Annotated in this window: 22 protein-coding genes and 1 tRNA gene; 10 read left to right on the forward strand and 13 right to left on the reverse strand. The window is 70.2% G+C overall.

Annotation, left to right across the window (positions count from 1 at the left end):
• Positions 1-136 precede the first annotated feature (136 nt).
• From ACWCPW_RS05995 to ACWCPW_RS06020, 6 genes are all read right to left on the reverse strand, one after another.
• The gene (locus tag ACWCPW_RS05995) at positions 137-868 is read right to left on the reverse strand and encodes an exonuclease domain-containing protein (protein ID WP_449760376.1); all 732 of its coding nucleotides are present in this window, start codon (positions 866-868) and stop codon (positions 137-139) included.
• A complete protein-coding gene (locus tag ACWCPW_RS06000; RefSeq protein ID WP_449760377.1) occupies positions 865-1,887 on the reverse strand; it encodes a recombinase RecT in 1,023 nt (340 codons plus the stop codon). Before ACWCPW_RS06000 ends, ACWCPW_RS05995 begins: the two co-directional genes overlap by 4 nt.
• A 1-nt stretch (position 1,888) precedes the next feature.
• Positions 1,889-2,863, reverse strand: a complete 975-nt coding sequence (locus tag ACWCPW_RS06005) for a YqaJ viral recombinase family nuclease (RefSeq protein WP_449760378.1) — start codon at positions 2,861-2,863, stop codon at positions 1,889-1,891.
• Positions 2,864-2,937: 74 nt separating this feature from the next.
• Positions 2,938-3,402 (reverse strand): hypothetical protein, encoded by a 465-nt coding sequence (locus tag ACWCPW_RS06010; RefSeq protein WP_449760379.1) that lies wholly within the window; start codon positions 3,400-3,402, stop codon positions 2,938-2,940.
• Positions 3,402-3,581 carry a hypothetical protein gene (locus tag ACWCPW_RS06015; RefSeq protein WP_449760380.1) on the reverse strand — a complete coding sequence of 60 codons (180 nt, stop codon included), beginning with the start codon at positions 3,579-3,581 and terminating at the stop codon, positions 3,402-3,404. Before ACWCPW_RS06015 ends, ACWCPW_RS06010 begins: the two co-directional genes overlap by 1 nt.
• A gap of 101 nt (positions 3,582-3,682) precedes the next feature.
• The gene (locus ACWCPW_RS06020; protein WP_449760381.1) at positions 3,683-4,201 is read right to left on the reverse strand and encodes a helix-turn-helix domain-containing protein; all 519 of its coding nucleotides are present in this window, start codon (positions 4,199-4,201) and stop codon (positions 3,683-3,685) included.
• Positions 4,202-4,395: 194 nt separating this feature from the next.
• Here ACWCPW_RS06020 and ACWCPW_RS06025 point away from each other — a divergent pair, with 194 nt between their 5' ends.
• From ACWCPW_RS06025 to ACWCPW_RS06035, 3 genes are all read left to right on the forward strand, one after another.
• Positions 4,396-4,872, forward strand: coding sequence for a helix-turn-helix transcriptional regulator (locus ACWCPW_RS06025; protein WP_449760382.1), 477 nt, complete (start codon positions 4,396-4,398; stop codon positions 4,870-4,872).
• Positions 4,873-5,014: 142 nt separating this feature from the next.
• The gene (locus ACWCPW_RS06030; protein WP_449760383.1) at positions 5,015-5,224 is read left to right on the forward strand and encodes a hypothetical protein; all 210 of its coding nucleotides are present in this window, start codon (positions 5,015-5,017) and stop codon (positions 5,222-5,224) included.
• Between the two features lie 8 nt (positions 5,225-5,232).
• The gene (locus ACWCPW_RS06035) at positions 5,233-6,786 is read left to right on the forward strand and encodes a LacI family DNA-binding transcriptional regulator (RefSeq protein ID WP_449760384.1); all 1,554 of its coding nucleotides are present in this window, start codon (positions 5,233-5,235) and stop codon (positions 6,784-6,786) included.
• 105 nt (positions 6,787-6,891) lie between these two features.
• On the opposite strand, the gene ACWCPW_RS06040 is transcribed toward ACWCPW_RS06035, so the two are convergent.
• A tRNA-Pro gene (locus ACWCPW_RS06040) sits at positions 6,892-6,965 on the reverse strand.
• Positions 6,966-7,014: 49 nt separating this feature from the next.
• Positions 7,015-7,947, reverse strand: coding sequence for a metallophosphoesterase (locus ACWCPW_RS06045; protein WP_449760385.1), 933 nt, complete (start codon positions 7,945-7,947; stop codon positions 7,015-7,017).
• Between the two features lie 169 nt (positions 7,948-8,116).
• Between ACWCPW_RS06045 and ACWCPW_RS06050 the strand changes: the two genes are divergently transcribed.
• On the forward strand, positions 8,117-8,572 hold the full coding sequence (locus ACWCPW_RS06050; protein ID WP_449760386.1) for a GatB/YqeY domain-containing protein: 456 nt from the start codon (positions 8,117-8,119) through the stop codon (positions 8,570-8,572).
• A gap of 235 nt (positions 8,573-8,807) precedes the next feature.
• On the opposite strand, the gene ACWCPW_RS06055 is transcribed toward ACWCPW_RS06050, so the two are convergent.
• Positions 8,808-11,177, reverse strand: coding sequence for a transglycosylase domain-containing protein (locus tag ACWCPW_RS06055; RefSeq protein ID WP_449760387.1), 2,370 nt, complete (start codon positions 11,175-11,177; stop codon positions 8,808-8,810).
• Between the two features lie 369 nt (positions 11,178-11,546).
• On the opposite strand from ACWCPW_RS06055, the gene ACWCPW_RS06060 reads away from it, so the two are divergent.
• Entirely contained in the window at positions 11,547-11,861 is a 315-nt protein-coding gene (locus ACWCPW_RS06060) for a WhiB family transcriptional regulator (RefSeq protein ID WP_020554910.1), read from the forward strand.
• Positions 11,862-12,083: 222 nt separating this feature from the next.
• Here ACWCPW_RS06060 and ACWCPW_RS06065 read toward each other — a convergent pair whose 3' ends face one another.
• From ACWCPW_RS06065 to ACWCPW_RS06080, 4 genes are all read right to left on the reverse strand, one after another.
• Entirely contained in the window at positions 12,084-13,271 is a 1,188-nt protein-coding gene (locus ACWCPW_RS06065; RefSeq protein WP_449760388.1) for an ArsA family ATPase, read from the reverse strand.
• The gene (locus tag ACWCPW_RS06070) at positions 13,268-14,341 is read right to left on the reverse strand and encodes an ArsA-related P-loop ATPase (protein ID WP_395866649.1); all 1,074 of its coding nucleotides are present in this window, start codon (positions 14,339-14,341) and stop codon (positions 13,268-13,270) included. Before ACWCPW_RS06070 ends, ACWCPW_RS06065 begins: the two co-directional genes overlap by 4 nt.
• 148 nt (positions 14,342-14,489) lie before the next feature.
• Positions 14,490-15,785, reverse strand: a complete 1,296-nt coding sequence (gene kynU / locus ACWCPW_RS06075; RefSeq protein WP_449760389.1) for a kynureninase — start codon at positions 15,783-15,785, stop codon at positions 14,490-14,492.
• Between the two features lie 22 nt (positions 15,786-15,807).
• Positions 15,808-16,683, reverse strand: a complete 876-nt coding sequence (locus ACWCPW_RS06080) for a tryptophan 2,3-dioxygenase (protein ID WP_449760390.1) — start codon at positions 16,681-16,683, stop codon at positions 15,808-15,810.
• Positions 16,684-16,863: 180 nt separating this feature from the next.
• Between ACWCPW_RS06080 and ACWCPW_RS06085 the strand changes: the two genes are divergently transcribed.
• From ACWCPW_RS06085 to ACWCPW_RS06105, 5 genes are all read left to right on the forward strand, one after another.
• Entirely contained in the window at positions 16,864-17,316 is a 453-nt protein-coding gene (locus ACWCPW_RS06085; RefSeq protein ID WP_406297428.1) for an Lrp/AsnC family transcriptional regulator, read from the forward strand.
• An 11-nt stretch (positions 17,317-17,327) separates the two neighbouring features.
• On the forward strand, positions 17,328-17,495 hold the full coding sequence (locus ACWCPW_RS06090) for a hypothetical protein (protein WP_395866657.1): 168 nt from the start codon (positions 17,328-17,330) through the stop codon (positions 17,493-17,495).
• Positions 17,492-17,959 (forward strand): RidA family protein, encoded by a 468-nt coding sequence (locus ACWCPW_RS06095; RefSeq protein ID WP_449760391.1) that lies wholly within the window; start codon positions 17,492-17,494, stop codon positions 17,957-17,959. Before ACWCPW_RS06090 ends, ACWCPW_RS06095 begins: the two co-directional genes overlap by 4 nt.
• Positions 17,960-18,073: 114 nt before the next feature.
• Complete coding sequence (locus tag ACWCPW_RS06100; RefSeq protein ID WP_449760392.1) at positions 18,074-18,949, forward strand: NUDIX hydrolase; 876 nt, start codon at positions 18,074-18,076, stop codon at positions 18,947-18,949.
• A 78-nt stretch (positions 18,950-19,027) separates the two neighbouring features.
• Positions 19,028-19,852, forward strand: coding sequence for an MBL fold metallo-hydrolase (locus ACWCPW_RS06105; RefSeq protein ID WP_449760393.1), 825 nt, complete (start codon positions 19,028-19,030; stop codon positions 19,850-19,852).
• The last annotated feature ends 52 nt before the right edge of the window (positions 19,853-19,904 follow it).

The following is a 19,904-nucleotide window of genomic DNA, read 5'->3' on the forward strand; positions in this document are numbered from 1 at the left end:
CAGGCCCACGCCGGACCGAACCAAGCCGCGTCCGGCCGGACGAACCGCCGACGGCGGCGCGGGATCGCCCGCGCCGCCGTCAGCAGGACCCTGGCCACGCCCAGCAACGCCCGGCCGCCGGACAGCACCAGATCGGTCACCGACCCGACCCGGGCCGCATATTCGGAATCAGCGGCCACTCGGTACGCACGTCGTGTGCCAACTGCTGCTTGCCTGCCGTCTTCGCGAAGTACTCGCGGAGGGAAGCCTGTTGGTCGGCCGCCCATCGCACCTGCGCGTCGTGCAGCTCCTTCAGCGGCATCCCTGCCAGCCGCGGGTACGCGACGAGGATTGCCTCCGTGAGCGCGCACGCCGCGACCGCGTCCGCCAGGGCGTCATGCGCCCCGCCGTGCGGCACGTCGTACACCTCGCACAGCGCCGTCAAGGTCCTCGATCCGCGCCGGCGCGGATCGACCTGCTTGTCCAGCACCCTCGGGTCCAGGACGAGCGGCGACAGGATGTCGGTCAACGACGGCCGCTCGTACCGCGCGGCCTCCTCGGCCAGAAGAGACAGGTCGAACGGGGCGTTCATCACGACCAGCGGCAGCCCGCCCGCGCACGCGTCCACCAAGACCCCGACCAGCTCGGACACCACCTCGGCCGCCGGCTGCCCGCTCGCGCGGGCCGCCTCCGTGGTGAAGCCGTGGACCGCCGTCGCCTGCGCCGGGATCTCCACCCCCGGGTCGGCCACCCAGGTGTAGCCCTGGGCGGCCCGACCGCCGACATAACGCACCACGGCCGCCGTCACGATCCGATCCCGCCGAGGGTTGACCCCGGTCGTCTCCAGATCGAAGCCGACAAAGCCCACATCAAGATCCAGATGACTCATCGGGTCTTCCCCTTTTCTTTACGGGCCTTGCGGGAAAGCCGCTTGGGCTGAGCCCGGCCACCGCCCCGCGTGCGTGACTTCTTCCGGACAGTCGGGCTCTGCGGTTCCTGGGAGGCTTCCGCCGCCTCGTGAGCCGCAGTGGCGTCCGCGAGGGCCTGGGCGTCCTCTTCCGACGGCGGCACGTGGAGGACCTGGACCTGGCCGGCGTCACCGGCCTCGTCGGCCTTCTCCAGCGCGATCAACTCGGCAGACGTCGGCACGACCTGAGCCAGACGCAACAGCGCTGATTTCCGCATCATTTGGGGAAAATGGGTGTGCCAAAACGAGTCCTTTGTGCCGGACTCCTCGGCCCGCCGGTACGCGTCGCTGTACTGATCGCGGATCTCCTCCGCGTCCTCACGCGTCAGCAACACGACCTGCGACCGCACACCCGACGCGAGCCACGCGAACGCGTACGCCATCACCGCCGGGCCGCGCTCGGCCCGCGACTTCAGCAGCGCGGGCTCGTGCATGAAGTCGTCCGGCGACGGAGCCGACGGCACGTACGACCACGCGTCACCGGCGTGGATCATCTCGACGTGCACCGAACTGACCCGGCCGGACCGGTACATCAAGTCGATGTAGCCGCGGTACATCGGAATGAACCGGGCCTGCGAGCCCTCGCACACGATCACCGCGCGCCGCCCGTCCGGGACGAGCCCGAACCGCGCGCACGTCAGCAACGCCTGGCGCAGGCTCCCCGGGGAGCAGCGGCTCAGCGACGGCAGAGCGTCGCGCACCGCGCCCAGGAACGCGGCGGTCTCGATGTGCGACGGCAGCGCCGCCGTGAACTCGTCGGCGTACTGCTCCAGCCAGGCCAGGACGGCATCGCTCGTCTCGCCGCCCTCGGCCTGCTCACCGGCGTTCAACTCCTCCGGCGTCGCGCCCTCCACCCTCTCTGCCGGCCGCACCATCGGTACGACGTCCGGCGTCTGGGTGGTGGCCGCGAACACGCGGTCCTGCAACGTGGTCAGCGCCATTTCAGATCGCCTCCAGGACGCGGAGCTGACGCGCGCGGAACCGCGTGTACGTCTTTGGCTCCTCCTTCTTGAGGCGGGCCACGTCGAGCTTGGGTGCCAAGACCGTGTACCGCTTGACGAGTTCCGGCTCGGCCTCGGCGAACTTCTTCGGCGCGAACGTCGAGTTCTGCTTCCACGTCCACACCCGGCGGCCGTTCGCCATGGCGATCTCCGCGTCGCCGGTAAGGAGTCGCATCTCGTTCTCGACCTTGGTCAGATCGGTCGCAAGAGCCTCTTGGGCGGCCTTGATCTCCGCGTGCCGGGCCTGCAACGCCATCGCCGTCGCGAGGTCGACCTCGGCCACGGCATCGGCCTTCACCGACCAGAGCTTCGACAGCAGGTCAGCGGTCGCCTGGAGGCCATCGGCGGGCGGAGGGCAACCCTCCACCACATGCCGCTGATACCAGGCCCCGCAGAATTCGACGAGCTGGCCGATCATGTCCTCGTCGCGCTCAATCCGGTGCCACTTCAGCTTGTTGCCACCGACGAGCGCTGCCACATATCCGGCATCCCACCCACCGACGGCCATGTACCAGTGGCACTGAAGCGCGGGAGCGTCCGGAACGTTGTCGTCGTCCCAATCGGCAAGCTGGTACGCCGAGCGGTTCTTGACCTCCAACGGCCCCTGAACGTGACCGGTCGCCTCGTCCCACAGGGTGTAGCGGTCGACGTTGGCGAGCATCCAGTCGTGTTCGTGGTGTACGAGCATCCCGGGCGGCATCGCAATCGGGACCCCCGACCGCTTGCTGAACAAGTTCGCCACGAAGTCCTCGATCTCCGTGCCGATCTCGGCTGCCTCGCTCGGCGCCTTCTCCGCAGCCGCCGCCTTCGGGCAGGCGTGCTTCGCCTCGTAGATGTGCCGGGGACTCTTGTACTTGTCGAGGCCCAGGAGCGCCGCGACGTCCGAGCCGCCGATGCCGCCCTGCCGGGCCGCCAACCACTCGATCTTCGACGCGGACCTCGGGAGCAGCAGACGCGCGGTCGGCGCCTCCAGCAGCGCGGTGGGGGACATCAGCGGTCACCACCGTTCGCGGGACCGGCCACGGCGTAGGGCGACCGATGCTCGGCGCACAGGGCCTGCCAGCGGGTCGGCTCGCCCACACCCGAGTCCGCGGGGGAAGCGGTGGCCTCCTCGGCCTCCTGCCGTCCGACCTCGCGTACCTGGATGGCGGTGCTCCACAGCAACTCGGCGACGTCGGCCGCCCCGTCGGCGGCGCTGTCGGCCCACAGGTCGAGGCCGTCACCGAGCGCCAGTGCGCACGCGTCGACCGCGGTGGCGACGAGGCTCGGCAGCGGATGAACGTGGACTCGCCCCGTCACGGCCACGCAGATCGCGGCCTCGGCGCCCATGGCGCCGCGCTCGTGCCGATCGGTCCATCCCTCGTGCCGGAGAAAACCGACGTCCGTCACGATCGTTGCTGCGGTGTCGAGCGCGTCCGCGACGCACGTCGCCAGCACGGTCAGGGTGGGTGCCATCAGCGGCCACCGCCGCTCGCGCGGCCGGTGCCGGCCTGGACGACCTGCCGGGGAAACGCGGCCAGCGCGCGGCGCGTCCGCTGCTGGGACGGGTGGCGCAGTACCCGGTACAGGTCCTCACACAGGGGGCACGTACGCGGGTCGTGCTCTCGCACGCTGGCGCTACAGTTCTCGCTCACGGTTCCTCGATTCGAGATGGTTGAGGTTCCGGCGACGCTGGGAGCGGCGATCAAGGCCCGGCATGGCCCGTCGCCCCCGGCGGCGTCGCCGTGGCGGTCGCCTAGGAGGCGACGGCGCTGGGCTGGACCGTTTCCGCCAGCGGGCGCACAGCGGTCATCGCGCTGATTTCGCGGATGTCCAGGCCGGTGAAAGTGACCCGCGCTCCACCGTCGTTGAACGGGATTTCCCGGGCGTACGCCTTCCGCCGGAGTTGAAGGGCGGACCACGGCAGGAAACTGGCCGCTTCCTCCGGGGCGTAGTGGAAAACGGCGCCCTCCGGGGTCCCCGGGAACGGCACGACCCTGCACGGGGCAGGCTTCTTGGGGGGCCTCTTCTTCTTTTCGGCGGAGTCCGCCGGGGGCTCCTCGGTGGTGGTCACGATGTCTCCTCGTGTGATGTCGCTCGCGGTCACGTTCAGTGCCTCCGCCAGGCGCCGGATCAAGTCCTCACCCGCGCCGGCCTTCCCTCGCTCGATGCGCGAGAGCTGACCGGCCGATGTCTGCGCCCGGCGGGCAAGGTCGCGCAGGCTCAGTGACTGAACCTCACGCAGCGCCCGGATAGCCGTACTGTTCGGAATCACGGCCAGAGACTAGACATTCACTGCACACAGATGCAAGACGTATGCGCCACTTCTACGTTCAGTCTCTGAATATTCACTCGACTGGCGTCACTGAGCGCCTGCTGAACGTCTAGCGCTCCGGGTGCAACAAATGCGCCCATTCGCGCTGGTAGTACGCCCTCCCCGTTGCATGGGGATGCTGCATCATGGATCTCATGACGAGAGACTGGACACGACTCGGCGAGAAGCTGAAGACGGCACGGTCCCAGCGGGGTCTGGAGCAGCAGGACGTCGCCGAGAGCATCGGGGTCAAGCGAGGCGCGCTCCACAACATCGAGCGCGGGGCGATCGCCAAGGTCACCCCGACGGTGCTCGCCTACGCGCGGCTCGTGGGGTGGACGGCGGAGTCCGTGGAACTGGTACTGGCCGGAGGCGACCCCATCCCCGGCCACGGCACCGGGGACCCGACACCCGAGTCAGTCGCTGAACGCGAGGTCGCGTCCGACCTGTCGGTGCTGGTGCAGCAGTCGTTGAGAACCGGGCCGCTGCTCGACTCGCGGGTGGCGGAGGTGGTCACGCCGAACGGCCGCGTGCGGGCGACCATCGTCATCCGGGGCGAGGACGGCAGCAGCCCGGAGGATCTGTTGGCCGCCCTGCGCGCACTGCGAATTGACGTGACTACGGACGGTTAACTCGCGCATACGCACGGAATAGTCCTAGGAATCATCCGTTCGGGTACATTTCCAGTACTTTTCAATAATCTCTACCGCTTTTTTCCATCAACGATTAAATTACCCACCAGAGCAGGCCCAGCGAATTCGGTTGGGGGTATGCATGGTGAGGCGACCGCGCCGCCGTTCGCTGCGCGTAGCGGGAGTCCCGAAAGCAGTTCTTGCCTGGATCGATTACGACCGGCATCCCGAAGTTCTGCTCATCAACGGGGACGTTTTCACAGAACAAGATGAAGAGGCGATCACAGCGGCCCTGGCGGGCGCGAAGTACACCACCCGCCAGGTGCTGGAGGCCCTGATCGCGGGAGGGTGAGGGGGAGCGTGCCATACGCGGAGAAACGCACGGCTCGCGGGCAGACCTACTTCCGGGCGTGTTACCAACGGCCGGACCGCAAACCACAGGGGTACGTAACCGACAAGGACGGACGAGCCGTCCGTTATCCCACTAAAACGACCGCATACAAAGCTGCTGAATCAGCCGAAGTAGCCGCTTTTGCGGCAGCGAAGAAGGGGCGGTGGGTCCCACCCGAACAGGCCGCGGAGGCCCCGCCGATCACATTCGGGACCTTCGCCCAGGGGGAAATGGAAAAACTCGCCCTCGCGGACTCCACGATGCAGAACTACCCCCGGAGTCTCGCCCACCTGTTGCCGACGTTCGGCGACATGGTGATCCGGGACATCACCGAGGCCATGGTGAACACCTGGGAAAAAGACCAGTTGAAGCAATTCGCCGTGAGCAGCGTTCGGACGTATCGCTCCCTTCTGCATCGCATCCTTGCCGATGCCGTGATCGCGGGGCACGCGGACACGAACGTGGCGGAACGTCGCCGTGGCCGGGGTCGCCGGCACGGGCGCGGCCAGCGTCACCGCCCCAAGAAGGCGATCACCACCATGCTCGGCTCACTGCTCATCGCCGAGCGCGCCTCGCTGCTGTCCGGCCGGGACGACGAATTCGTGGCACACATCCACAAGACCTACACCGGCGTGCGGTGGGGGGAACTGGTCGGTCTGGAAACGGAGTTCGTCCACATGTCCCCCCGGTCCTTCGCGATCGAGTGGCAGCTCTACGAGCTGGATACGGGCGAGCTGTCGCGCTGCCCGCCGAAAGACGACAGCTATCGCACCATCGACAGCCCGCCGTTCCTGTCCGACCTCGTCGGAGACCACATCACCCGGACACAACCGACCCCGTGCCCCTGCCACGACCTCACCTACGTCTACAGCGGCCGGGGAATCGGCGGCAGTCGCACCCCGGGGCCGACGCTGCGTCAGGTCGCCGAACTCGCCGGGGTGTCCACCGGCACCGTGTCGAACGTGCTCAACCGACCGAGCATGGTGAAGGAGGCGACGCGGGCCCGGGTGGAGAAGGCCATCGCGGAAGTGGGGTTCGTACGACAGGTCGGCCCGGCCCGCGAGGCCGCGCACTGGCGGCGCAGCGGTCACGCGGCGTGGATCTTCACCCCGGCGGCCACCGGCTGGTACCCGCCGAAGGCGCCGGCCGTGGCCCATCCCGTCCCGGTCACCGGCGGACCGTGGCCGGGCGTGCCCGTACGCGGGCGAGGAGCGTCCGGCAGGGCCGAAGCGTGCTGGGTCCCGATCAAGGACAGGCTGACCCGACACGGGCTCCGCCACTGCCACCGCACGCTCATGGAGGAACTGGGCACCCCGAAGGTGCTCATGGACGAGCGGATGGGCCACCAGGACGGTTCCATCGGTGCGCGGTACACCCAGGTGACGGACACCATGCGGGCCACGCTCATGGACCAACTCACCGAGGTGTGGGAGGAATCCCTCGACGCGCGCCTCCTGCTCGCCCCGCGTTCCCCCGTGCCGGTGCTCGACGCGCTGTTGCAACAGCGCGCCGCCGACGCGTGATCCGGGAGTTCAAGATCACACCCAGATGACACCCCACACCCCTCGAAACGCAATCAGGGCCGGTCCTCCGTGAGGAGGAACCGGCCCTGACCTGCTACTACGAAGTCGGGGTGGCGGGATTTGAACCCACGGCCTCTTCGTCCCGAACGAAGCGCGCTACCAAGCTGCGCCACACCCCGATGCTGCGCGTTCAGCTTAGCGGGTCGGGGGCCTGAGGCGAAATCCGGTTTAGCGGGGGGTCGGGGGGAGGGTGCCGGCGGTGGATTGACGGGGTGTCAGGGTGAGGAGGGTGGCCTCGGGGGGGCAGGCGAAGCGGAAGCGGGCGTAGCGGGAGGTGCCGCAGCCGGCGGAGACGTGGAGGTAGGCCTCGCGGTCGGCGGAGGTGTGCTTGGACAGGCCCTTGGCGCGCTTGCGGTCGAGGTCGCAGTTCGTGGTGAGCGCGCCGTAGAAGGGGACGCAGACCTGGCCGCCGTGGGTGTGGCCGGCGATCACGAGGGGGTAGCCCTCGGCGGTGAAGGCGTCGAGGGCGCGCAGGTACGGGGCGTGCACGACGGCGAGCGAGAGGTCCGCTGCCGGGTCGGGGCCGCCGGCCACCTGTTCGTAGCGGTCCCGGTCTATGTGCGGGTCGTCCAGGCCGACCAGCTCGATCTCCAGGCCGTCCACCTTGACGCGGCCGCGCGCGTTGTTGAGGTTCTCCCAGCCCGCCGAGTCGAAGCCGTCGCGCAGGTCGGTCCACGGGTTCTCCCGGCCGAGCCGGCGGGTGCCGTCGTCGCGGCGCAGGTAGCCGGTGGGGTCCTTGGGGCGCGGGCCGTAGTAGTCGTTGGACCCGAAGACGTACGCTCCCGGCCGGCCGAGCAGCGGGCCGAGCGCGTCGAGGGTCTCGGGCACCGCGTCCGGGTCGGACAGGTTGTCGCCGGTGTTCAGCACGAAGTCGGGGTGCAGCGCGTCGAGCCGGCGCAGCCACTCCTGCTTGCGGCGCTGGCCGGAGACCATGTGGATGTCGGACACCTGCAGGATCCGTACCGGCCGCGCCCCGCGTGGCAGCACCGGCACCTCGACCCGGCGCAGACGGAACGAACGGGCCTCGTAGGCCGCCGCATAGGTGAGGCAGGCGGCCCCGGTGACGGCAACGGCTAGGGGGAAGGCTGAACGCGGTCGCATCCCTCCATGCTGGCAGAGCCGGCCGGTCGTCGGCAGTCTCGACGGCGTAGTGCGGCTCCGCTTACCACGACGCGGCGGGTCGGCACGCGTGTCCTCGACCGGTCCGCCTCGCCCCGCGCCCGCGTAATTGGGTAGGGCCCTCGCACCCACGGCTGCGACACTTGACCCCATGAGCCCCTTCAAGAGCCGTTTGCAGAGCGACCTCACCGAGGCCATCCGGTCCCGTGACGAACTGGTCTCCTCGACGCTGCGCCTCACCCTGACCGCGATCACCAACGAGGAGGTCGCGGGCAAGACGGCCCGCGAGCTGTCCGACGACGAGGTCCTCAAGGTCATCGTGCGCGAGGCGAAGAAGCGTCGCGAGGCCGCCGAGGCCTTCGAGAACGGTGGCCGGCCCGAGTCCGCCGCCCGCGAGCGCGCCGAGGGCGAGGTCCTCGCGGCCTACCTGCCGGCGCAACTGTCCGACGACGAGCTCAAGGTGATCGTCGCCGACGCCATCGCGGAGACCGGGGCGAGTGGTCCGCAGGCGATGGGTCAGGTCATGAAGGTGGTCCGCCCCAAGGTCGGCGACAAGGCCGAGGGCGGCCGGATCGCCGCCGAGATCAAGAGCCAGCTCGGCACCTGACCCGACGCGGCCCGGCCCACATCGGCCCGCCCAGGCCCGATCCCGGCCGACCTCACCCACACAACGCCGATGGCGGTGCTCCCCGAAAAACAGGGGCGCACCGCCATCGTCGTTCACCACGGATCCCACGGATCCCACAGGACCCGTGAACCCACAGGAACCGTGAACTCACAGAACCCGTGAACTCACCCGCCCGACCCCGGTCTCACCAGGAACCCGGCCGGCCCCGGCCCCGTCAGTCGTCACCGAACCCGCCACCCCCGGACCCGCCCCCGATCGGTGGCCACGAGTGTCCCGGGGGTCGTGTCGACTCCGGCGGCTTGGTGTTACCGCCCCCGCCGCCACTATTGCCCCCATTACCCCCGCCGGGCGGCGTGGTGTTGGTCGGCATGGTCGGCGGAGTCCACGGCGGCCGCGTGTTCGTACCGCCCGTCGGCGGCCGGTTCTGATCCCGCGGCTTGCCGTCGGTCGGCTTCTTGTTCGGGTCCGGCTTCGCCGGGATCGTCCCCGAGGGGGGATCGACGAAGCCGGGCGCTTCCACGCCCTTGAGCGCGCCGGACATCGCGGACTTCCAGATCGGTCCGGGGACCTGCCCGCCGTAGACCTTGTCGTGGCGGACGCCGGCGATGGTGATGTCGACCATCTCGACGTCGTCCTTGGCGCCACCGATCCACACCGCGGTGGACAGGTTCGGCGTGTAGCCGACGAACCAGGCCGCCTTGCGCTCGTTGGTGGTACCGGTCTTGCCCGCGTTGTCCCGGTCCTTGAGTCCGGCCTGGGTGCCGGTGCCGTCCTCGACCACGCCCTTGAGCAGCGCGTTGATCGTGTCCGCCGTGGACTGCTTCATCACCTGCTTGCAACCCGCCTGGGGGACGGGCAGCTTGGTGCCGTCGAGCTTGGCCACCTCGGTGACCGCGATCGGCGAGCAGTAGACCCCACGGCTGGCGAACGCGGCGTACGCGGCGGCCATGTTCATCGGCGCGACCGTGTTGGCGCCCAGCGTCATGCTCGGCACCTGCTCCAGCGCCTTGCCGTTGCCCTGGTGCACACCGAGCTGGTCGGAGAGCGTCGCGATCGGACACAGCCCCACGTCCTTGGACAACAGGACGAAGTACGTGTTGATCGACTTCTCCAGCGCGGTCTGCATGTTCCAGGTGCCGGTCTCGCTGCGGCTCTCGTTCTGCGGCTGGTACTTCGGGTCCCGGGCAGCGTCACCGCAAGTGCGGAACTTCTCTTTCCGCATGTCGATGTCGTAGCCCGTGGAGTACTCCTGGTCGACCTTCATCCCGCTCTCCAGCGCCGCCGCGGCGGTGATCGGCTTGAACGTCGAGCCGGTCTGGAAGCCGTACGTCGAGCCGCCCATGGAGTGGTCGACCGAGTAGTTGAGCGTGGTCTCGTAGTCGCCGAACCCGTACGGCCGACTCTGCGCCATCGCCTTGATCCTGCCGCTGCCCGGCTCGACCATGACGACCGCGTCGGCGACCGGGTCCTTTTGGAGTACGCCCTTGGTTGCGGCGGTGTAGGCCGCCTTCTGGGCCTTTCGGTCCAACGTGGTGGTGATCCGCAGACCGCCCTCGCGCCACAACCGGTCGCGGTCTCCCTTGTTCGCGCCGAACGCCGGGTCGTTCTTGACCACCCGTTCGACGTAGTCGCAGAAGAACGCGGCACCGTCGACCTGGTCGGCGGTGATGCAGCCGTTGGGCAGCGGCTGGGTCTTCAGGTTCAGTTCGGTGGCCTTGGCCGCGTCGGCCTCGACCTGCGAGATGACCTTCACCTCGGCCATGCGCTGCAACACTATGTTGCGTCGTTCCCGGGCGGCGTTCGGGTAGCCGATCGGGTCGTACGCCGAGGGCGCCTGCACCACGCCGGCCAGGGTGGCCGCCTCGGTCAGGGTCAGGTCCTTGGCGTGCTTGCTGAAGTAGCGCTGCGACGCGGCCTCGACGCCGTACGCCTGGCGGCCGAAGAAGGTGATGTTGAGATACCTGGTGAGGATCTCGTCCTTGGACAGCCGTTGTTCCAGGCCGATCGCGTACTTCAGTTCCTTGACCTTGCGGGAGACCTCCTGGGCCTGGGCCTTGGCCACCTTGGCCGGGTCGTTGCCGGCCTCCTCCACGAAGATGTTCTTCACGTACTGCTGGGTGAGACTGGAACCGCCCTGCTTGGATCCCGTGCCACCCGACTGCTGATTGCGCATCAGGGCGCGCAGGGTGCCCTTGAGGTCGATCGGACCGTGCTCGTAGAAGCGCGAGTCCTCGATCGCCACGATCGCCTGACGCATGATCGGTGAGATCTGGTCGAAGTTCACCAGGATGCGATACCGGTCGTAGACCATCGCGAGCTGGTTGCCCTCGGAGTCGAGGATGTACGACGGCTGCGACAGGAACGGTTGATCCAGATCACTGGGCAGATCGTCGAAGTTTTCCGACGCCGCCTTCGCGGTCAGGCCGAAGCCTCCCACGAAGGGCAGCGCGATTCCCGCGACCAGGGCACCGGCGAGGATGCTCGCACCCACGAAGGCGGCGAACCGTCCCACGAAGCCCAACGGGGATCGTGAGCGGGACGAGCCGCGTTTCGGGCGGGCCGAGCCGGAGGAAGTTCGGGCCATGGGCGACAGCCTACGTGCCGAAACACCCTACGCGGTGAAGGGACTTCGCCTAAGCTGGCGGAGCAGCCGGGGGATCCGTGTCAGTAGCCATTTCACTCTTTAGAGTGAATGTGGCCGGATGTCGGATCTCGCTGCCGTGCTCTGTGTCGCCGACGTGCCTCCTTCTGAGTGAAGCCGTGACCGGAAACGCAAGAGCATTCACCCGGACGGGTGGGTCCATATTTGCGCATAGTCCTTCCGGGCCATCGATGACTGCCCGCACAGGGGCTGTTGCGCGTGCCCAGGGTTTCGTACCGTCCTGCTTGGCGTCGGGAATTCCCTTCGCCGCCGTTGGGGGAGCCTCGAAAATCGGGAGAGGACGGCACCAGCATGAGCTGGGTTACCGACTGGAGCACGCAGGCCGCCTGCCGGAGTACCGATCCGGATGAGCTGTTCGTGCAGGGGGCGGCGCAGAACCGTGCCAAGGCAGTGTGCACCGGGTGTCCGGTCCGCACCGAGTGCCTGGCGGACGCGCTGGACAATCGAGTGGAGTTCGGCGTCTGGGGCGGCATGACCGAGCGGGAGCGGCGCGCGCTGCTGCGCCGCCGGCCGATGATCACCTCGTGGCGTCGGCTGTTGGAGACCGCGCGCGAGGAGTACGAGCGCGACATCCACGGAGACGAGGAGTTTCGGGTCGCCGGCTGAGCACGTGTCGACGGCCGAACGCCACCTCGTTCGCACGTGAGAACCCGCCGGGGCCGGGAGTCAGGCCCGGGTCCCGGCGGGTACGGACGGGCCTCGTGGCACGGTGGGTCGACACGGACGACACGGACGACACGGACGACACCCGCGGCACGACGCCGCATGGGTACGGACGAAACCGGTGGCACGTCGCCGAGCGGGTCCGGGCCGGCACCGGATCCGGGCTCAGCCCGCGCCCAGGCTCTCGCCGATCACCCGCAGCCCGTCCAGGTCGTGTACGTCGCCGGGCAGCGCCGGAACCTCCGCCACCCGCACCTCGGGGTGGATCGAGGTGAAGCGTGTCCGCATGCGCTCTTCCCGGTCGATCACCCGCAACCGCTCGGCGTGCAGCGTCAGCAGTCCCGCGACCAGGCGCAGGTCGGCGGGCCGCGACGCGTGCTCGCCGTCGAGCGGTTCGGCCTGCTCGACCTCCTCGGCCTGCTCCGCCTGCTCGGTCAGCGCCTCGGCCGCGGCCACGCTGCGTTCGGCGGACAACCGACCGGCGCGCGTCGCGTGCACGCGGTTGAGCACGAGGCCGGCCAGCGGCATGCGCTCGGTGCCCAGCCGGTCGACGAAGTACGCGGCCTCGCGCAGCGCGTCCTTCTCCGGCGCGGCGACGACCAGGAACGAGGTGCCGCGCGCCTGGAGCAGCTTGTAGGTCGCGTCGGCCCGCTTGCGGAAGCCGCCGAACGTGGTGTCCAGCGCGGCCACGAAGGTCTGGATGTCGGTCAGCAGGTGGGTGCCGACCACCTTGCTGAGCGCGCCGGTCATCAGGCCCATGCCCGCGGACAGGAACTTGAGCGCGCCGCGCCCGCCGACCTTGGCGGGAGCGGAGAGTATCCGGATCAGCCGGCCGTCCAGGAACGAGCCCAGGCGCTGGGGGGCGTCGAGGAAGTCGAGCGCGGACCGGCTCGGCGGGGTGTCCACCACGATCAGGTCCCACTCGCCGGTCGCGTGCAACTGGCCCAGCTTCTCCATCGCCATGTACTCCTGCGTACCGGCGAAGCTGGAGGACAACGATTGGTAGAACGGGTTGTCCAGGATCTGCTGCGCGCGCTCGGGGTCGGCGTGTTGTTCGACGATCTCGTCGAACGTGCGCTTCATGTCGAGCATCATCGCGTGCAGGCTGCCGCCCTTGGTCTCGTCGACGTCGACGACCCGGCGCGGCGTGTTGTCCAACTCGGTCAGGCCCATCGACTGGGCGAGCCGGCGCGCGGGGTCGATGGTCAGCACCACCACGTCCCGACCGCGTTCGGCCGCGCGCAGCCCGAGTGCCGCGGCGGTGGTGGTCTTGCCGACGCCGCCGGAGCCGCAGCACACCAGGATGCGGGTGCCCGGGTCGTCGATCAGCTCGTCGATCTCCAGCCTGTTCATGCCATCCCCTGCTCGCGCAGCGCTTCGGCCAGGCGGTACAGACCGCCCAGGTCCATTCCGTCGGCCAGCAGCGGCAGTTCGTACACCGGCAGGTCCAGCCCGCGGACCAGGGCGCGGCCGGTGCTCTCCAACTCGATCCGGCTCGCGTGTTCGTCGGCCTCGGCCAACAACGAGGTGACCAGCGGCCGGGTGGGCTTGATGCCGCCCGCGACCAGGCCGGCCTCGAGCAGCTCGGCGGTGAGCCGCTGTCCGGTGTCGCTCTCGTCCTCGGCCTGGAGCGGCGGCCGGGCCATGTTGATCACCACGCCGCCGGTGGGCAGGCCCGAGTCGCGCAGTTCGGTGACGCCGTCCACGGTCTCCTGGACCGGCATCTCCTCCAGCAGGGTGACCAGGTGGACCGCGGTCTGCGGTGAGCGGATCACCCCCATCACCGCCTCGGCCTGGGTGTGGATCGGGCCGAATCTGGCCAGCCCCGCGACCTCGGTGTTGACGTTGAGGAAGCGGGCGATCCGGCCGGTGGGCGGCGCGTCCATGACCACCGCGTCGTAGGCGAACTTCCCCTGCGTGCGGCGCCGGGCCGACTCGCACGCCTTGCCGGTCAACAGCACGTCGCGCAGGCCCGGCGCGATGGTGGTCGCGAAGTCGATCGCCCCGAGCTTCTTCAGGCCCTTACCGGCCCGACCCAGGTGGTAGAACATGTCGAGATATTCGAGCAGCGCCTCTTCCGGGTCGATCGCGAGCGCGTACACCTCGCCGCCACCCGGGGCGACCGCGATCTTGCGGTCCTCATAGGGCAGATGCGGGCAGTCGAAGAGCTGCGCGATGCCCTGTCGCCCCTCCACCTCGACCAGCAGCGTGCGCCGCCCGCCCGAGGCCAGCGCCAGCGCCAGCGCGGCGGCCACGGTGGTCTTGCCGGTGCCGCCCTTGCCGCTGACCACGTGCAGGCGCACGCCTTCCCAGTCGGCGTTGCCGTCGGTCGTGCGTGCGCCCGCCGTCGAGGTGCTCACGGCGTCCGTCCAGCGGGTGCGGCCGGGCCGGCCGGCGCGACGGTCGTCTCGGGTACGTGGCATGCCCGGATCCCTGCCCTCGAAGGCTTGCGCCATTCGGCCGCAGCCGAGGCGTTACCGGACCCGTGTGACCGCGCACCCAAACTCACGAGTCGAGCCTAACCACCCCGTCCCCGCCCGGTCGGAGGTGATCCCCCCGTGGTGACCCGCGTCACGTCACCGTCGCCCGAACGGCGTAGCGCGCGTCCTTGTACGCCCCCGTCTCCAGGATGTCCCCGAGGACGCGCGCGGCCTCGACCACGTCGGCGTGGCCGATGTAGAGCGGGTTGAAGCCGAAGCGCAGCACATCCGGCGGCCGGACGTCGCCGATCACGCCCCGGTCGATCAGCGCCGCCATCACCGCGTGCGGCTCCGGATGGCGCACCGCGACCTGGCTGCCGCGCCGCGCGTGCTCGAGCGGGGTCAGCGTCTCCAGACCCAGATCGGTGACGCAGGCGATGAACAGGTCGGTCAGCGCCAGGCCCTTGGCCCGCACGGCCGTCATGGGCACGTCGTCGTAGGCGCCGAGCGCGGCTTCGAGCGCGAGCATCGACAACAGCGGCGGGGTGCCTATCCGGGCCCGCTCGATGCCCGGCGCGGGCGCGTAGCCCGGCTCCATGCCGAACGGGTTCGCGTGCCCGTGCCAGCCGGTCAGGGCGGGCGCGAAGTCCGCGATGTGCCGCTGGGCCACATAGACGAACGCCGGCGCGCCGGGGCCGCCGGACAGGTACTTGTAGCCGCACCCGACGGCGAGGTCGACGTCGTGCGCGTCCAGGTCGATCGGGAACGCGCCGGCGGAGTGGCACAGGTCCCACAGCGCCAGCGCGCCGACCGCGTGCGCCGCGGCCGTCAGTCCGGGCAGGTCGCGCAGTTCGCCGCTGCGGTAGTCGACGTGGTTGTACGCGATCACCGCGACCGTGTCGCCGTCCGCGCGCAGCACCTCGGCGAGTTCGCCGACCGGGACCCGGCGCACCTCGGCGCCGAGCAGGCCGGAGATCGAGTCGGCCAGGTAGAGGTCGGTGGGGAAGCTGTCCGGGTCGGCCAGCACCACCGTGCGCCCCGGGCGCAGCCGCAGGGCCCCGGCGATCGCGTTGAAGATCTGCACCGACGTCGAGTCGCCGCACACCACCCGGCCGGGCGCGGCGCCGATCAGCGCGCCGATCCGGTCGCCGATCCGCGCGGGCGCGCCCCACCAGTCGTTGGCGTTCCAGGAGCGGATCAGGTCGGTGCCCCACTGGCGGTGCACCGCGTCGTTCAGCGCCTCGGGCACCGCGGCGGGCAGTGCGCCCAGCGAGTTGCCGTCGAGGTAGATCACGCCTGCCGGCAGCAGGAAGCGCTCGCGCACGTGCGCCAGCGGGTCGGCCGCGTCCAGTTCGGCGGCTTCGGCCACCCGTCCGGCCGCGAGGCGGCCGTTGGAGAGCCGGACCGACGCGTCGTCGGCGGCCGTGTTCGGCAAGGAATCGGACATGCTTCACCCATCTTTCGATGAATCAGACCTTCGATGGTTCGACCAAGGTGCGCATGGTCCACAATTCGGGAAAAACGCGCACACGTACGGTCTGCTCCAACCAAGACGCTCCGGCCGAACCACCCGTGCCCGGCCGGTTTCCCAGCGCTCGCAGTGTGGCGGCCAGATGCCGCTCGCGCCAGCGGGTCCAGCGCTCGGAGATGTCGGTGAGCACCTCGCCGAGCTCGACCAAGTCGACCACGCCGTCCGTGTACACGCCCGCCCACGCGCGTTCGACGTCCTGGGCCGGCTGGTACGGCCGGCTCGGATCCGCGCCGGGAGTGGGGGTGTGTCGACCCCGGCGGGCGAGCAGCGCGAGCGCGTGGTCGTACAGGCTCGGCGCGCGCAACGAGCGCTCCAGCTCCGCGTGTATCTGCGGGCTGCCCGTGTAGGCCCGCAGCACACCCGCGCGCTTGACGCCGAGCAGGAATTCGAGATGCCGGTACAGGTGCGACTGGAAGCCGGACGCGTCGCCGAGCGCGTTCCGGAAGCCGCCGAACTCGCCGGGGGTGAGCGTCGCGAGCAGGTCCCACGTGGACACCAGCACGTCCAGCTCGCGGATGCTGCGCCGCAGCGTGCCGATCGCGCCGGGCACGTCGTCCGCGTCGAGCCGGTCGCCCGCGATGGTCCATTCGTGCCGCAGCAGCGCGAACAGCAGCTCCATCACCTGGGAGGAGATCAGGAACGACAGCTCGGCGGGCACGTCGGTGCGGGTGCGCTGGAGGGAGAGCAGCCGGTCGAGCTGCACGTAGTCCGCGTACGGCGGCGCGCCGGCGTCGGCGGGGCCTCGACGCGGGCCGGCCATCGGGCACGTCGCGCCCGCCGGGTCGGCCGGCGGGGTCCGTTCGTCGATCGTCATCGCAGGCCACCTCTCCGGCCGGTCCCGCCGGTGCGCCGAAAGGGCCGGTCGGGGAGTGCCCATATGGAATCGTGCGACCATTCGGTTGGGAATGGGTGTCGGGCATCGGAACCCCCGGTTCGGTTTACGCTCGCAACGTGTCGAAGGACATGTGCTCACGATCGTGAACGGAGGGTGCGCATGGACGCGATCGACCGCAGATTGCTCGCCGAACTGCAACGCGACGCCCGGGTCTCGCTCAACGAGCTGTCCCGGCGGATCAACCTCTCCGCACCCGCGGTGGCCACCCGGGTGCGCCGGCTCGAACACACCGGCGTGATCACCGGCTATCACGCGCACGTGGACCCGGCCGCGGCCGGGCGCGGCGTGGTGGCGCTGGTCCGGATGAACTGCTACGGCCCCGGCTGCCTGCTGCGCCGGGACGCGGACACCGTGCGCGAGTGGCCCGAGGTGCTCCAGGTGCACCGGGTCACCGGCGACGCGTGCTGCCTGCTCATGGTCGCGGTCGCCACGATGTCGGACTTCCAGGTGCTGATCGACCGGCTCGCCGAGCACGGCAAACCCTCCAGCACGATGGTGTTGTCCTCGCCGGTGGCGTGGCGCCCCGTCGAACCGCCCGACGTGTCCGTCTAAAGTCTGCACACATGACGAAGTGGGAATACGTGACCGTCCCCCTGCTGGTGCACGCGACCAAGCAGATCCTGGACAACTGGGGCGACGACGGCTGGGAGCTCGTGCAGGTCGTGCCCGGCCCCAACCCGGAGAGCCTGGTGGCCTACATGAAGCGTGCGAAGCAGGAGGCGGCCAAGTGAGCGAGGTACACCCCGAACAGCGCCTGACCGAGCTGGGGCTGACCCTGCCCGGCGTGGTGCCGCCCGTGGCCGCGTACGTGCCGGCGGTGCGCACCGGCAATTACATCCACACCTCGGGCCAGTTGCCGATGATCGAGGGCAAGCTGCCCGCGACCGGCAAGGTCGGCGCCGAGGTCACCGCCGAGGAGGCGAAGGAACTCGCCCGCCGGTGCGCGCTCAACGCGCTCGCGGCGGTCAAGGCGGAACTCGGCGACCTGTCGCTGGTGCGTCGGGTGGTCAAGGTGGTCGGTTTCGTGGCCAGCGCCCCGGACTTCACCGGCCAGCCCGGTGTGATCAACGGTGCCAGCGAACTGCTCGGCGAGGTCTTCGGCGAGTCCGGGCGGCACGCCCGCAGCGCGGTCGGCGTGGCCGTGCTGCCGTTGGACGCCCCGGTCGAGGTGGAAATCCTCGTCGAGGTGGTCTGAGCGGACCGTCCGCTGCGCCATCGTGATGATCGGACCTGGCCCTTTCGGGTCGGGTCCGATCGTTTTCGGGGGCGAGGGATGGAACTTGACTCGGTCAGGCGTACGATCCGGCGCATGGCCGAATCAGGGAGTACGCAAGCCGGGAAGGCCCAGCCGGGCATGCCCGCGTCCTGGGCCGAGCGGGCCCGCGCGATCATCGCCGGCGAGGCCGAACCGGTGGCTCCGCGCCGCGCGGCGACCGTGGTGCTGCTGCGCGAGCGGCCGCACGGCGCCGAGGCGTATCTGCTGCGCCGGCACACCACGATGAAGTTCGCGGCCGGCATGTACGCGTTCCCCGGCGGCGGCGTCGACCCCCGGGACGCGGACCACTCGGTGGCCTGGGCCGGACCCGAACCCGCCGAGTGGGCGAAGCGGCTGGGCACCGGCGTCGCCGAGGCCCGCGCGATCGTCTGCGCCGCCGTGCGCGAGACCTTCGAGGAATCCGGTGTGCTGCTCGCCGGGCCCGACCCGACCACCGTCGTCTCGGACACCACCGGCGCGGACTGGGAGGCGGACCGCGCCGCGCTGGTGGCGCGCGAGCAGACGCTGACCGAGTTCCTGGAGCGGCGCGAACTGGTGCTGCGCTCCGACCTGCTGGGCGCGTGGGGGCGCTGGATCACCCCCGAGTTCGAGGACCGCCGCTACGACACGTGGTTCTTCGTCGCCGCCCTGCCCGCCGGCCAGCGCACCCGGGACGTCTCCGGCGAGGCCGACCGGGTCACCTGGGCCCGGCCCGGCGATGCGCTGAAGCAGCACCGGGCGCAGGAGATGGCGATGTTGCCGCCCACCATCGACACGCTGCGCCATCTGGCGGAGCTGGCCGACCCGGCGGCGGCCCTGGCCGCCGCGGCCGAGCGGGAGATCACCCCGATCATGGCCCAGGGCCGTTTCGAGGGGGATCGCCTCGTGCTCGAATGGCCGGGGGTCGCGGACCCGTTCGGTCTGCGCTGAGGCCCCACCGACGACCCGGAGCCGGTCCGAGGGCATCCACCGGATCGGTCCGGGCCACCGAGGTACAGGATGACCACCATGAACGCACAGCCCCTGCCCGGCAACCCGCGCCCGACCATCGGCGGACCCGCGAGCCCCCGGGTGACCTGTCTGCTCGCACCGAACCCGAGCGCGATGTCGCTGGACGGCACCAACACGTGGATCGTGGCCGAGCCCGGTGCGGACACCGCCGTGGTGATCGACCCCGGCCCCGACGACGAGGGCCACCTGCGCGCGATCGTGGCCGCGGTGGAGGCCGAGGGACGCCGCGTGGGCCGGATCCTGCTCACCCACGGCCACCCCGACCACTCGGCCGGCGTGGCCGGCCTCAAGGCGCTCACCAACGCCGTCGTGCACTCGGTCGACCCGCAGTGGCGCTACGGCGGCGAGGGCCTGGTGGACGGCCAGGTGATCGACGACGGCGGCCTGGACCTGCGGGTGCTGGCCACTCCCGGCCATTCCGGCGACTCGGTGTGCTTCGTGGTGGCCGCGGACCGCTTCGTGATCACCGGCGACACCGTGCTGGGTCGCGGCACCACGGTGGTCGCGCATCCCGACGGTCGACTCGGCGACTACCTGGACTCGCTGCGCCGGCTGCGCGCGCTCGCCGCCGCCGGCGACGTCACCGCGGTGCTGCCCGCGCACGGCCCGATCCTGGACGACGCGGTCGGCGTGCTCGACTTCTACCTGGCCCACCGGGCGGCCCGGCTGGCCCAGGTGGAGGCCGCGGTCGCGGCGGGCGACAAGAGTGCCCAGGACGTCGTCGCACGGGTCTACGCGGACGTGGACCGCGGCCTGTGGTGGGCCGCCGAGATGTCGGTCCGCGCCCAGCTCGAATACCTGACCGAGTGCGCGGACGCCTGAACGCCGCGTGGGGGCCCGCCGACGGCGGACCCCCACGTGTTCGGTGCGCGAT

The organism is Embleya sp. NPDC001921 (assembly GCF_053594475.1).

Bases quoted from the DNA above. Each gene is read 5' to 3' on its own strand.
- ACWCPW_RS05995 (WP_449760376.1), bottom strand. From the start codon at position 868: ATGAGTCATCTGGATCTTGATGTGGGCTTTGTCGGCTTCGATCTGGAG.
- ACWCPW_RS06000 (WP_449760377.1), bottom strand. From the start codon at position 1,887: ATGGCGCTGACCACGTTGCAGGACCGCGTGTTCGCGGCCACCACCCAG.
- ACWCPW_RS06010 (WP_449760379.1), bottom strand. From the start codon at position 3,402: ATGGCACCCACCCTGACCGTGCTGGCGACGTGCGTCGCGGACGCGCTC.
- ACWCPW_RS06025 (WP_449760382.1), top strand. From the start codon at position 4,396: ATGACGAGAGACTGGACACGACTCGGCGAGAAGCTGAAGACGGCACGG.
- ACWCPW_RS06030 (WP_449760383.1), top strand. From the start codon at position 5,015: ATGGTGAGGCGACCGCGCCGCCGTTCGCTGCGCGTAGCGGGAGTCCCG.
- ACWCPW_RS06045 (WP_449760385.1), bottom strand. From the start codon at position 7,947: ATGCGACCGCGTTCAGCCTTCCCCCTAGCCGTTGCCGTCACCGGGGCC.
- ACWCPW_RS06050 (WP_449760386.1), top strand. From the start codon at position 8,117: ATGAGCCCCTTCAAGAGCCGTTTGCAGAGCGACCTCACCGAGGCCATC.
- ACWCPW_RS06055 (WP_449760387.1), bottom strand. From the start codon at position 11,177: ATGGCCCGAACTTCCTCCGGCTCGGCCCGCCCGAAACGCGGCTCGTCC.
- ACWCPW_RS06060 (WP_020554910.1), top strand. From the start codon at position 11,547: ATGAGCTGGGTTACCGACTGGAGCACGCAGGCCGCCTGCCGGAGTACC.
- ACWCPW_RS06065 (WP_449760388.1), bottom strand. From the start codon at position 13,271: ATGAACAGGCTGGAGATCGACGAGCTGATCGACGACCCGGGCACCCGC.
- ACWCPW_RS06070 (WP_395866649.1), bottom strand. From the start codon at position 14,341: ATGCCACGTACCCGAGACGACCGTCGCGCCGGCCGGCCCGGCCGCACC.
- kynU (WP_449760389.1), bottom strand. From the start codon at position 15,785: ATGTCCGATTCCTTGCCGAACACGGCCGCCGACGACGCGTCGGTCCGG.
- ACWCPW_RS06080 (WP_449760390.1), bottom strand. From the start codon at position 16,683: ATGACGATCGACGAACGGACCCCGCCGGCCGACCCGGCGGGCGCGACG.
- ACWCPW_RS06085 (WP_406297428.1), top strand. From the start codon at position 16,864: ATGGACGCGATCGACCGCAGATTGCTCGCCGAACTGCAACGCGACGCC.
- ACWCPW_RS06090 (WP_395866657.1), top strand. From the start codon at position 17,328: ATGACGAAGTGGGAATACGTGACCGTCCCCCTGCTGGTGCACGCGACC.
- ACWCPW_RS06100 (WP_449760392.1), top strand. From the start codon at position 18,074: ATGGCCGAATCAGGGAGTACGCAAGCCGGGAAGGCCCAGCCGGGCATG.
- ACWCPW_RS06105 (WP_449760393.1), top strand. From the start codon at position 19,028: ATGAACGCACAGCCCCTGCCCGGCAACCCGCGCCCGACCATCGGCGGA.